The sequence below is a fragment of the Olivibacter jilunii genome, from assembly GCF_900607235.1.
In the GTDB taxonomy this organism is placed as follows: Bacteria; Bacteroidota; Bacteroidia; order Sphingobacteriales; family Sphingobacteriaceae; genus Olivibacter; species Olivibacter oleidegradans.
Map to the genome: position 1 here is coordinate 579,864 of NZ_LR027848.1, position 12,435 is coordinate 592,298.

Annotated in this window: 11 protein-coding genes; 2 read left to right on the forward strand and 9 right to left on the reverse strand. The window is 40.1% G+C overall.

What is annotated here, in order from left to right; all coding sequences use genetic code 11:
• Positions 1-15 precede the first annotated feature (15 nt).
• Positions 16-1,686, forward strand: coding sequence for a sodium/sugar symporter (locus E0E36_RS02520; RefSeq protein WP_013664638.1), 1,671 nt, complete (start codon positions 16-18; stop codon positions 1,684-1,686).
• Between the two features lie 51 nt (positions 1,687-1,737).
• The gene (locus tag E0E36_RS02525) at positions 1,738-2,412 is read left to right on the forward strand and encodes a DUF2461 domain-containing protein (protein ID WP_130854601.1); all 675 of its coding nucleotides are present in this window, start codon (positions 1,738-1,740) and stop codon (positions 2,410-2,412) included.
• A gap of 5 nt (positions 2,413-2,417) precedes the next feature.
• On the opposite strand, the gene E0E36_RS02530 is transcribed toward E0E36_RS02525, so the two are convergent.
• The 9 genes from E0E36_RS02530 to E0E36_RS02570 all read right to left on the reverse strand — a co-directional run bounded on the left by E0E36_RS02530 (position 2,418) and on the right by E0E36_RS02570 (position 12,269).
• Complete coding sequence (locus tag E0E36_RS02530) at positions 2,418-2,975, reverse strand: NADPH-dependent FMN reductase (protein ID WP_130854602.1); 558 nt, start codon at positions 2,973-2,975, stop codon at positions 2,418-2,420.
• 35 nt (positions 2,976-3,010) lie between these two features.
• Positions 3,011-3,241 (reverse strand): DUF3820 family protein, encoded by a 231-nt coding sequence (locus E0E36_RS02535; protein WP_013664635.1) that lies wholly within the window; start codon positions 3,239-3,241, stop codon positions 3,011-3,013.
• A 4-nt stretch (positions 3,242-3,245) separates the two neighbouring features.
• Positions 3,246-6,584 (reverse strand): transcription-repair coupling factor, encoded by a 3,339-nt coding sequence (gene mfd / locus E0E36_RS02540; protein WP_130854603.1) that lies wholly within the window; start codon positions 6,582-6,584, stop codon positions 3,246-3,248.
• Between the two features lie 30 nt (positions 6,585-6,614).
• Complete coding sequence (locus E0E36_RS02545) at positions 6,615-7,841, reverse strand: FtsX-like permease family protein (RefSeq protein WP_130854604.1); 1,227 nt, start codon at positions 7,839-7,841, stop codon at positions 6,615-6,617.
• A 13-nt stretch (positions 7,842-7,854) separates the two neighbouring features.
• A complete protein-coding gene (locus tag E0E36_RS02550; protein WP_130854605.1) occupies positions 7,855-8,496 on the reverse strand; it encodes an MBL fold metallo-hydrolase in 642 nt (213 codons plus the stop codon).
• Between the two features lie 63 nt (positions 8,497-8,559).
• Complete coding sequence (gene gldD, locus E0E36_RS02555) at positions 8,560-9,144, reverse strand: gliding motility lipoprotein GldD (protein WP_130854606.1); 585 nt, start codon at positions 9,142-9,144, stop codon at positions 8,560-8,562.
• Between the two features lie 26 nt (positions 9,145-9,170).
• Positions 9,171-9,950 carry a shikimate dehydrogenase family protein gene (locus E0E36_RS02560; RefSeq protein WP_013664630.1) on the reverse strand — a complete coding sequence of 260 codons (780 nt, stop codon included), beginning with the start codon at positions 9,948-9,950 and terminating at the stop codon, positions 9,171-9,173.
• Between the two features lie 89 nt (positions 9,951-10,039).
• A complete protein-coding gene (locus E0E36_RS02565; RefSeq protein ID WP_130854607.1) occupies positions 10,040-10,801 on the reverse strand; it encodes a phosphosulfolactate synthase in 762 nt (253 codons plus the stop codon).
• Positions 10,802-10,865: 64 nt separating this feature from the next.
• The gene (locus E0E36_RS02570; RefSeq protein WP_013664628.1) at positions 10,866-12,269 is read right to left on the reverse strand and encodes a tetratricopeptide repeat protein; all 1,404 of its coding nucleotides are present in this window, start codon (positions 12,267-12,269) and stop codon (positions 10,866-10,868) included.
• Between the last annotated feature and the right edge of the window lie 166 nt (positions 12,270-12,435).

Below are 12,435 nucleotides of genomic sequence, written 5' to 3' on the forward strand. Positions count from 1 at the left end.
CATAAAACAAGCCCAATGAAAACCTTACACACTACTGACTACTTCGTTTTTTTATTCTATTTTTTGATCGTAGCTTTATACGGCTACTGGGTATATCAAAAAAAGAAATCACTCACTGCAGATTCCAAAGACTATTTCCTTGCTGAGGGTTCTTTAACTTGGTGGGCAATCGGCGCTTCGCTAATTGCTTCCAATATTTCTGCAGAGCAGTTCATCGGAATGAGTGGTTCGGGCTTCAAAATGGGCCTGGCGATCGCTGCTTATGAATGGATGGCCGCGATCACACTGATTATCGTCGGTATTTTCTTTATCCCGGTATATCTTAAAAATAAGATATACACCATGCCTCAATTTTTAAATCAGCGCTACAATAGTACCGTAAGTATCGTCATGGCCATATTCTGGTTGCTGCTCTATGTTGTTGTTAACCTTACTTCAATTCTGTATCTAGGCGCGTTGGCCGTATCCAGTATATCAGGCATCAATTTCACCGTGTGCATTTTCGCGCTCGCTATTTTCGCTATTATCATTACACTGGGCGGTATGAAAGTTATTGGGTTTACGGATGTAATCCAAGTGTTCTTTTTGATTCTCGGCGGACTGGCGACAACCTATATCGCACTCAATTTGGTAGCCGACCATTTTGGCGTACATGGAGCATTAAACGGTTTGGGACTTATGTATGATAAAGCTCCCGACCACTTTGAAATGATATTCGGCAAAGACAATGAAAACTACCTCGATTTACCCGGACTTTCGGTGCTCATAGGCGGTCTTTGGATCGTAAACCTGAATTATTGGGGCTGTAATCAATACATTACCCAACGGGCCTTGGGTGCGGACCTCAAAACCGCTAGGGGAGGTTTGCTATTTGCGGCAGGACTAAAGCTGTTAATGCCGGTTATTGTAGTACTGCCTGGAATTGCGGCTTATATACTTTATAAAGAAGGTTATTTTCAGGAAGAAATGCTTCAGGATGGAAGTGTAAATCCTGATCACGCTTATCCTGTACTGCTGAATCTTTTACCAACCGGTTTAAAAGGATTGTCTTTTGCCGCCTTGACAGCAGCAGTAGTTGCTTCTTTAGCCGGAAAAGCCAACAGTATTGCTACCATCTTTTCATTGGATGTTTACAAAAAGATTTTCAACAAAGAGGCTTCTGAAAAAAATCTGGTTAATGTGGGAAAAACAACCATTATCGTTTCCATGCTATTAGCCATCGTCATTTCACCATACTTAGGGATAGATAAAAAGGGTGGCTTTCAGTATATTCAAGAATATACCGGTTTCGTGTCTCCTGGAATTTTCGCGATGTTCATCTTAGGTTTTTTCTGGAAAAAAGCAACATCCTCTGCTGCAATGTTTGCAACTGTCGGCGGATTCATTCTTTCTGTCATTTTTAAATTTTTGCCGAACGTCATGGATCTATCTTTCTTGGCTCCATCCGGTTTTGCCGTCAAAAATGCAGAAGGTATTTATGAAATACCATTCCTTGACCGTATGGGCTTTGTTTTCATTATCTGTATAGCGGCGATGCTTATAATAAGCATCATCGAAAATAACCGTGGTGTTAAGCCAAAAGGTTTGGAAGTGGACACAAAAATGTTCCGCGTCCATCCGGGATTTGCGATAGGTTCTTTGTTAATAACAGGCGTTGTTGCCGCACTATACTTATTGTTTTGGTAATTAATTATCTTTGCTACGGGGCTTTACCCCGTAGCAAAAGTTATTTTTATAATGCATATTTTCCCATCCACATTCACGTTTCTAACGAGCTTACAACAAAATAATAATAGAGAGTGGTTTCAGGAGCACAAATCTGACTATGATTTAGCACATCAAAATGTTAAAGATTTTGTTGCCGAATTCATCCACACGCTATCGAAAATAGACCGTTATATTAGCGAGGATATTCCCGTTTCAAAATGCCTTTTTAGGATATATCGGGATACACGCTTTAGCAAAGATAAGACTCCCTATAAAAATTGGTTCGGTGCCGGTATATCTGTTGCCGGAAGAAAGCTGAATGGCCCGGAGTACTACCTCCATATACAACCGGGAAATTCATTTATTGCCGGTGGCTATTGGCGTCCGGAGAAAGAACATTTGGCGGCAATCAGACAGGAAATTGATTACAACGGCACCCAGTTTAGACAGATCATCAACGCCCCCAAGTTCACTAAGTTCTGTATTTTAAATAACGAAGATAAACTCAAAAAAGTTCCGGCAGGCTATGATGCTGACCACCCGGATATTGAATTTCTTAAACTAAAGAGCTTCACCGCCAGCAGCACCTTAAGTGATGCCGATCTCTCCGAGGATGATGGGCGATCCATTACTCGTTTATTGAATTTTGCGGAAGCTATGTATGACTTCAAGCTGTTTCTTCATCAAGCCTTAGATGAAGAGTAAGCTCATCATCGCAACTCCTTCAGGGCGTAATGTAACTTTTCAAGTTTAACGAGCATCGCTTCCGCTGCTTTTTCGTTCGCTTCAGTGGCAGCAAACGATTCCTCCTCATTAAGCTGTTTGGAAAAATTTGCGAGTAGCAATCCATCGAAAGGGAACATTTGTAGTGCATTGGTAACTTGCTTAAGCTGCTGAATCGCTCGTGTCCCTCCGGCTATACCTCCATACCCTACCATGGCGACCGGTTTATAGGCCCACTCATTAAAGAGGAAATCCAGTGCATTCTTTAAAGGGGCGGGCATACCATAATTGTATTCCGGTGTGACAAATATAAAAGCATCAGCAGCGTCGATCTTTGAGCTCCAATCTTTGGTATGTTGATGGGTGTATTGCTGCATTCGAGGATGTACCGGCTCATCCATAAAAGGCAGATTGACTTTCTTTAGGTCTATCAATTCCGTATCAAACATTGTATATTTCTTTGCTGTTTCATATATCCAATGGGCAACAGCATGCCCTTTTCTGCCATTTCTTGTACTTCCTAAGATAATTTTTAACTGAATCATAAGCCTTAATCTTTAAGGGATAACAATTCGATAGCTCATTTGTTGAAGCGCTTGTTTTCGAGCGGAGAAAGTAAATGCTCTAAGCCGTTTAATTTGATTTCATACATTGTAGCAAGTAGAACACCCAATTTTCCCTTAGGAAAGCCCTGATTTCGGAGCCAAACAAGGTAGTGCTCGGGCAAACGGCTTATAGGCCAATCCTTATATTTTCCATAAGGCATTTTATAGACAACGAGCTCTTTTAATATTTCTCTATCAGATTCCATACGCTTAACGGGCTAATTCCTGAAGAAGCATAACAGCTTCATCCACGCTTTGAATTCTGTCGAATCCGATACGCAAACTTCCTTTTACTTCTTTTAGGTTACAAACCGATGGATTTTGCTGAACAAACTGCAAAACCTTTCCAAATCGTTCACTTTCAAAATACGGTGATTTTTTATTGCTAATGAAGTACCCCCGAAGCACGTTCTTTTTGTAGGATATCTTCTCAAAACCTATTTCTTTACCAAGCCATTGTAAACGAAGCGTATTTAGCAACTCCTTTACCGGCAATGGTACCGGCCCGAAACGGTCGGCCAAATCCTGCTCGAAAGACTCGATTTCATTTTCGGTCTTTAACGACGCCATTTGATTGTATAGATTATAACGTTCACCTACATTGGTTACATAAGAATCCGGAATGTATACCTCTAAATCCGTGTCTATTTGCGTAAAATTAACATATACTCTAGCCTTTTCCTCCTTAAACAACCCTTCAAATTCATCGTCTTTCAATTCTTGGATAGCTTCGTCCAAAATCTTATGGTACATTTCAAAGCCTATTTCTGCGATAAAACCACTTTGTTCTGCACCTAATAGATTTCCGCTTCCACGAATGTCCAAATCCCTCATCGCTACATTGAACCCACTTCCCAGTTCACTAAATTCTTCAATGGCGCTCAGACGTTTACGTGCCTCGGGTGTAAGGGTCGAAAGGGGAGGAGACAATAAATAACAAAAAGCCTTTTTGTTGGATCGACCCACTCTCCCTCGCATTTGATGTAAATCGCTTAGGCCGAACATATGCGCATGGTTAATAATAATGGTATTTGCGTTCGGAATATCCAAACCCGCCTCAATAATCGTTGTGGCCACCAACACATCAAACTCATGATTAATAAATTTGAGCATGACATCCTCTAAGGCATCACCTTCCAATTGCCCATGGGCAACACCACATCTTGCATTTGGCACCAGCTTAGTGATCAAAGCTCCCAATTGGCGAAGATCCTGCACCCGATTGTGGATAAAGAAGACCTGCCCGCCTCTATTAATTTCATAGGCCACAGCCTCTTGTATCAGTTTTTCATTAAATACATGCAATTCCGTTTGTACAGGTTGACGATTTGGCGGAGGAGTGCTTATGATGCTTAAATCTCTTGCTCCCATCAACGAAAAATGAAGTGTCCGAGGAATCGGCGTAGCAGTAAGCGTCAGCGTATCAACATTAACACGCAATTGCTTAAGCTTCTCTTTAACACCTACACCAAATTTCTGTTCTTCATCAATAATCAATAGTCCGAGATCCTTGAATTTCACATCTTTGCTTACCAGGCGATGCGTTCCGATCACAATATCAATTTCACCCTCGGCGAGTCGCTTCAACGTGTCCTTTATTTCTTTGCTCGTTTTAAACCGGTTGATATAGTCAATATTACAAGGAAATCCCTTTAACCGTTCGGAAAAGGTCCTGTGATGTTGTAATGCCAAAATTGTTGTAGGAACCAACACCGCCACCTGCTTACTATCAGCGACTGCCTTAAAAGCAGCCCGTACAGCTACCTCTGTTTTTCCAAAACCGACATCACCACATACGAGCCGATCCATCGGATGCGGTGCCTCCATATCTTTTTTTACATCGTTGGTCGCCTTTTCTTGGTCTGGTGTATCCTCATAAATAAAGGAGGCTTCCAATTCCGTTTGCAAATAAGTGTCCGGGCTGAAAGCATTCCCCGTTTGCGCTTTCCGTTGAGCATATAGCTTAATCAGATCGCGGGCAATATCTTTAACTTTTTTTTTAGTGGTTCTTTTTAGCTTATCCCAAGTATCGGTTCCTAATTTATTCATTTTAGGAACAGTACCATCTTTACCCGTATACTTGCTAATCCGATTTAAGGAGTTTATATTAACATATAGCAGATCGTTGTCGGCGTAAACCAGGCGAATCATTTCCTGCATTTTGCCATTAACTTCTACTTTTTCCAAGCCCGCATATTTACCTATCCCGTGATCAATATGAGTAATATAATCGCCGGGTTTAAGGTCACGAAGTTCTTTTAAAGTAATCGCTTGTGACCGGGCATAGCCTTTTTTATGTTTATATTTATAATAGCGATCAAAAATTTGATGGTCCGTATAGCAAGCTAGTTTGAGCTCTTCATCGCTAAATCCTTCACGTAAGGCAATACTTATGGGAATAAATTTGACCGTTTTATCCAGATCATCTAAAATGGCAAACAACCTTTCGATCTGTTTCGGAGAGTCGCTAAAAATACAATTGGTGATTTTCTTCTCCTCATTTTCCTTTATATTGTGAATAAGTAGTCCAAAATCTTTGTTGAAAGAGGGCTGAGGTCGCTGATTAAATTGAATTTGATGATCAGCATCGTAGAAAAATTGCTTACCGAACTCAACTACCGGAAAATCCTGTAACAGGTTCGCAAGCATCTTTTCATCCGTGAAGCTGAATTTAGGATCGATCCATTCGGGGTTATGTTCTTTGTCCTGGGCCGATAAAGCGGACCAAAGTTTGCTGGCATTTTTGTATCCAGATTGCACAATGTCAAGGGTAAATTGAACATCTTTAATCCAGATGACGGCGTCACTATCGATATATTCCAGTAAAGAAATATTGTTCTCTGTTAGAAACTTCGCCTGCACATTTGGAACAATTGTTACCGTATGAATCTTATTAACAGAAAGTTGATTCTCTGTATCGAATGTGCGTATACTTTCCACAAGGTTGCCAAAGAACTCAATGCGATAGGGTAAATCATTTGAGAATGAAAAAATATCAACGATCCCTCCCCTAATTGCAAATTGTCCCGGTTCGTACACAAAATCCACTCGCTCAAAGTCGTACTCTATCAAAAATTCATTGATAAAATCGATATCCAACTTTGCATTAATGGATATTTCAAGTGTATTTTTACTTAGTTCAGTCCGGTTAATTACTTTTTCTGCTAGCGCTTCCGGATAGGTCACGATCATCTTTGGCAATTCCGAAGCGTGATTCAGCGTACTGAGGGTTTCTGCTCGCTGCAATACATGCGCACTATCCGCTTGAGTAAAATCAAAGGGTTTCCGATAAGAGGAGGGGAAAAAAAGAACCTGCTTATCCAGGAGGCCCTCTAAATCACTCAAAAAGAACGCTGCTTCCTCATAATCGGGTAATACGAAAATAAAAGGTCGTTCCTGCAGCTGATAACTCGAAACCGCCGTTATGGCGTCGGCTGATCCTATCAATCCCTTTAATTGAATTCTAGGCTTGGCTCCCTGAAGTGCTTTTGTAAACGATAAGACTCCTTTGTGTTCCTTATATTGTTGTAAAATATCTTTTATTGTCACTGTAATAAATTAAGAATAATCCTTCGGAAGCTACTCCGAAGCCTTTAATTGTTCCATATTTTTAACACTCAATCTCGACGAAATAGCAGACGCAGTCCCTGAAACTAGTAATACGGTCAGAAATACCAAAAGAAAATCAGACCATCGCATGGATACAGGATAAACGTCCGAGACAATGGTAGTTGTTCCCATACGTACCACACCAAACTTTTCCTGAATTATACAAAAGACTGCACCTAATAACAAGCCACCTAAACATCCCATCATGGAAATAAAGATTCCCTCTAAAAAGAAGATACGCTTTACCAGTCCATGTGGCGCACCTAAGCTATTTAATACCGCTACATCTTTTTGTTTATCGATGACTAGCATGGTCAATGATCCGACGATATTAAACGCTGCAATCACCAATACAAACGCTAAAATGAAAAATACCATCCATTTCTCACTATTTAATAACTTGTAAAGTCCCGGGTTTTGTTCCACCCGGTTTTTTATGTTATAGTTTTTTCCCAGTAACTTTTGAAGATCCTTCTGGACACGGTTCAAATCGGCCCCCTTTTTAAGGTTAATTTCAATCGCCGAAATTTCATCATATTCTCCAAGTACATCACGGGCAAAACCAATTGGAACAATGATAAGATCATCAAGCTCTTGTTGTGCTTTGAAAACCCCTGCAGGTGCAATATTCCGAACATTAAATTCATCCGCTGGGTTGAGAGCTGACCGGACCCCTTTCTTTGGTGAGAAAACTTCAATCTCTGCTAGAATATTATTTAAACTTATACCTAAATTAGTAAAAACGCGCGCCCCCAATAAGGCATAATTTATTCCGTTTTCGCTTAACACAAATGTTCCATCCCATAACAAGTTATCTGCCGGTCGATTTAGGCCATAAGATGGGTCAACACCTTTCATGTTTGCTATGTACTGGTATTCCCGATATCTTAGAAGCACCTTTTCTTGCAATACCTGGCTATAGCTTGCTATTCGCGAATCCTTTTTGATTTTTTCAAAAACAACCGTATCTTCTTTAAATACTTTACCGGAAGCTGGTTCAATCCGCAATTCGGAGGAAAAGGAGCTATACATACTTAATATCAAACCTTCTAGCCCATTATAAACCGATAAGATTACAATCAACGCACCACTAGCTACCAATACACCTACCATGCTGATGGCCGAGATGATGTTAATCGCATTAACAGATTTTTTGGAGAACAGGTACCGCTTGGCAATAAAGGTGGCAGTATTCATAACATTAAGTTACTTAGGCTCTAACAAAAGGATTACTGACCTTTTCTTCTCCTATATATGTTTCCGGGCCATGCCCAGGGTATACAATAGTATCATCCGGTAAGCTATACAGGTCTTCTTTAATATGCTTTAGAAGCAATTGATGGTTTCCTCCTGGAAGGTCTGTCCTACCGATACTTCTTCTAAACAGCACATCTCCACCGATAAGCAGTTTTTCCTGTTGATTATAGAAACACAAATGACCGGGAGAATGGCCGGGAGCAAAGATAAGTTGCAAGGAGGTGTTACCAAAGCTCACATTACCCTCCATTGGCAAAAAATGTTCTGGTATAGGCGACTGCTCATACCGTAAACCGAACATCGGCGCTCGTACTTGTACATCCGATAACACAGCCGCTTCATGCGCATGAAATTGGGGAAGTAGCCCAAATTCCTCATAAATCAACTTATTTCCTAGCACATGATCTACATGACAATGGGTATTCAATAACAAGGTGGGCTTCAGGTTATTCGATCTAATAAAATGAAGTACACTTTCTTCCTCCGCTGTCGTATACATCCCTGGATCTACTATGGCGCAGTTGTGCGTCTCATCATATAAAATATAAGTATTCTCGGCAAAGGGATTATTTTCAAACCTTTTTACGTATATCATAATAAACAAACTTAGATAAAATGCTTGGCATTCTCCAACAACAACAAAACAAATCGGAGTGTGTCAATGCCACTTCATTGATTTGATCATTACGTTGATGTCCTGTTTAAGGAAATCCAATACGGGCCGAATAGAGTCAAGCCTTGGCTTTTCGTGAAAATAAAGCGCCCCCCTTAGATAGTTTCTGGTACTATCGGTCACAAAAAACTGAACCGAAGACGCACTGTTGCCTTCTATGGAATATAAAATGCCATACACGCGCTCATCCGGAAATGAAATAGTCGATTCATCAATGGCGGTCGCCCTAACCGTATGTTTAAAGGCAAAGGTTCGGGCATCCTCAACCAATTGATTAAAAACTTTTTGGCTGGAAATCGGATAATAACTCAGATGAATACGGGCATTGTAAGATGGAAAGACTACATCAAACCAGCAAGGTCTAGCCGAAACATTGGTATCTGGCTCAATAATCGCATAGCGAGGGTAATCAAAACGAAAAGGACATGCTCCTTTAAAGGCTTGATATTTCTTGTCGGGAAACTTAATCCGAAAATAACCGCGGGGCTTAGGCGCATAATCTCTTCCACATGAAGAAAATAGCCCTAAAAGAAGAACGCATATAATTACTATTATTCCTCTCGAAGTCACCTTGCTAAGTTAGCGATTCTCTATGGTTATGAGTTCCATATTTCCCAATTCTTTTCTGCTTGTAGGTGAAGCATTTCCAAACCATTCTTTATGATTGCTCCACGTTTCTTTCCTTCCATTAAAAAAGCCGTTTCTTCCGGATTGTAAACCAAATCATAAAGCAAGTGCCGTTCACCAATAAACTCATAGGGAATTTCGGGCTTTTCATCTACCTTCGGAAAGGTTCCAAGAGGAGTGGTGTTAATAATAAGCAGATGCCCTTCAATTATTTCTTTATTTAATTGTTCGTAAGAAAACTGCTTAGGATTTGCTCGTCTAGAAACCACCTCATAGTCGATCCCCAATTTTTTTAACACATAAAAGACGGCACGGGCGGCACCGCCGTTACCCAAAACGAGCGCCTTTGAATGCTGTTTCTTCAGTAAAGGTTTTAAGGACTCCTCAAAACCGTAAACATCCGTGTTATACCCTTCCAGCTGAACCTTTTTCATGCACATTTCTCCACTAAAAAAAGATTCAACCGGATTCGATTTTACGATCTTTATACAATTAACGGCATCAATCTCTTTCGCTTCAGGCGATATTTTATCAAGATAAAACATAACCCCAATCTTATGTGGTATCGTTACATTAAGACCACAAAGCTCTGGTTGCTGCTTTAATAAATCGGGTAGATCGCTGATATTGGGGAGCGGTAATAATTCATAATGGTAATCCTTGAGACCCTCCCTTTCGAACTTTTCGTTAAAATATTGCTTAGAAAATGAATGCTTAAGCGGATATCCAATCAATCCAAATTTCTTCATCACTATTTATAATATCCGGGGAACCTTTGCCCCCGTCTTTCGTTAGAATTTAACAAACATATATTTACTATGTTTTTCACTTAGCAAAACTACATAGAAATAAAATGGTCAAACGTATCGCCCCGTAGTCCAAGACGTATTGTTTCCAAAGGTATAACTTCCTGTGGCGCTATATTGCCTAAATTGACATTACTTCCAATCAATTTAATGAACCAAACCTGTTGCGCTTTTATAGGGGCTTCCCAAATAATGGACTCTTGCGGAACCTGCGTTAATATCTCGTCAATGAGTCCCTGTCGCACTTCTCCTGTTTCACGATAAATTCCTACGTTACCACTTTCTCTCGCCTCGGCAATGACTTTCCAGGACCCGGCCGCTAATTCCGCTTTGATAAGCTCGATCCAACGATAGGGCGCTATTATTTTTTTATCGTCTTTTGATCCAACTTCCGAGATGACCGTAACCTGTTTACTTAGTATGTCAATATATTTACATTTTTCCTCATGGGGTAAGATGATCGATCCATCGGATATTTCTGCATATTCCATCTTATACTTATCAAGTACTTTCCGATATGCGTCGAATTGATTTCTTATCAAAAAAGCTTCAAACAAGGTGCCTCCAAAATAAAAAGGCATCTGTGCATCGCGATAAATCTGTAACTTCTCTTCAAGCTTTGGAGTAACCATGGATGTTGCCCATCCCAATTTTACTATATCGGTATGTGGTGCAGCAACTTCGATGAAATCTTGAGCCTGCCTGGTACTCATACCTTTATCCATCACCATCGTTATCCCATTATTCCGAGGCTTGAGCGTCCGTATTGGGATATTATTTAACTCAAAGTTCATAGGAATGCAAAGGTGAAAAAAAAAATCAACACTGCTATACTTTCATGTTGATAAAATGTAATTGTTACTTGGTAAACTTGTTGATAATTTCTAGAATCACCTTATTATCTTGTAGTTGGGGGAGATATTCAAATAGTATGTGATATTTTTCGGGATCCGCCGTCAGGGCCAATTCCAGAAAATTCAGCGCTTCTGTATATTTTCCTGCAGCAAACATATAAGCCACCATTCTATAATATAACTCAGGAGCATCGGGGTTGTTCTTTATCGCTTCTGATATTACTTCAATAGCGGTTGTAAGTTTTTCTTGCTCATATAAAATCGATGAATAGTCAAGCCAAGCTTCCGTATCAAGCGGATTCAATTCCACCACCTTTTCATAAGCAGCCTCGGCCTCCGCGATTTGCTTTAACTTATAGCGGGCATCAGCTATTGCAAACCAATATTCCGGATTTTGATCATCAATATCCAACGCTTTTTTGTAAAAATGTAAGGATTCAAAGTAGCGTTCTTCGTAATCAAGCGTCACACCAATTCCAAACCAACCATCTCCAAGCTTCGGATCAATTTTCACTGCCTTTTTATAATACGACCTTGCTTCATCCATTTGTTCCAACTTCTCATAACATTCTCCGATAGCGCAGTAGGTCTCCGCACTAGGCGGCTCGTACTCAAAGGTCTCCTTATAAACATCGATCGCCTCAGCATATCGATCTAAATTTACCAATGCATTTCCTTTGTTGAAATAAGCCGAGGCAAAATTTTCCTTAATCAATATCGCATAATCATAGGCATCGATCGCCTTTTCATACAAACTTAATTTATGATATGCGTTTCCAAGGTTATACCAGGCAGCATAGGAATATGGTTCATTATCAATGTATTGAAGATAAAACCCGATACTTTCCTCTTGCCGATCTAAAACATCATAGCAGAAAGCCAGTTCATATAATGCTTCCTGGTTCTCCATATTATGCTCAAGGCTCTTTTTTAGGTATTTGATCGCTTGCTCATAGTCGCCTTTATTTTGAAAAAGCATAGCCATTTGCAAGAATATCTCGTCCGGATTCTCTGTTAGAGACAGCGCTTTCTCCAGGTTTGCAATAGCCTCTTCGTATCGATCTATTGTTCCAAGAATCCCGCCACGAATAAGATATATATCGGGTTCAGAAGCTTCCAATAACTCAGCTTTGTCTAGCGCCTTTAATGCTAAATCCAATTGATTGGTCACAGAGTATAGTTGCGCTTGCTTGATATAAAAAATGGCGGCAAAGGGATGCTGGTTAACCGCGTAATCAACTACTTGAAGAGCTTTTACGGGATCATTCTTCTCCATATAATAATCGATGATTCCCTCAAATGCTTGGGCGTCAAAAAAGTATTGATCCTCATTACGGATCATCTCTTCGTAACGTTCTACCGAAAACTTTGGGTCTTCAGAGAATTCAAAATCAAAATCGTCTTCCATCGCAATTAAAATAATTAGTAGTTCTTTATCTTTGCCCCTCCACGTATCACATAAAACAGAACCAGACCCCAGACGGAATCTTTATTAACGTTCAATCATAATGCCAATATGTACAAAAACGAACAGCTTAGCTAATACACTTGCTGATGAAATAATGCCTTCAAAT

Excerpts from the sequence above, each read along its gene's own strand:
- E0E36_RS02520 (WP_013664638.1), top strand. The coding sequence starts at position 16 with ATGAAAACCTTACACACTACTGACTACTTCGTTTTTTTATTCTATTTT.
- E0E36_RS02525 (WP_130854601.1), top strand. The coding sequence starts at position 1,738 with ATGCATATTTTCCCATCCACATTCACGTTTCTAACGAGCTTACAACAA.
- E0E36_RS02530 (WP_130854602.1), bottom strand. The coding sequence starts at position 2,975 with ATGATTCAGTTAAAAATTATCTTAGGAAGTACAAGAAATGGCAGAAAA.
- E0E36_RS02535 (WP_013664635.1), bottom strand. The coding sequence starts at position 3,241 with ATGGAATCTGATAGAGAAATATTAAAAGAGCTCGTTGTCTATAAAATG.
- E0E36_RS02545 (WP_130854604.1), bottom strand. The coding sequence starts at position 7,841 with ATGAATACTGCCACCTTTATTGCCAAGCGGTACCTGTTCTCCAAAAAA.
- E0E36_RS02550 (WP_130854605.1), bottom strand. The coding sequence starts at position 8,496 with ATGATATACGTAAAAAGGTTTGAAAATAATCCCTTTGCCGAGAATACT.
- E0E36_RS02560 (WP_013664630.1), bottom strand. The coding sequence starts at position 9,950 with ATGAAGAAATTTGGATTGATTGGATATCCGCTTAAGCATTCATTTTCT.
- E0E36_RS02565 (WP_130854607.1), bottom strand. The coding sequence starts at position 10,801 with ATGAACTTTGAGTTAAATAATATCCCAATACGGACGCTCAAGCCTCGG.
- E0E36_RS02570 (WP_013664628.1), bottom strand. The coding sequence starts at position 12,269 with ATGGAAGACGATTTTGATTTTGAATTCTCTGAAGACCCAAAGTTTTCG.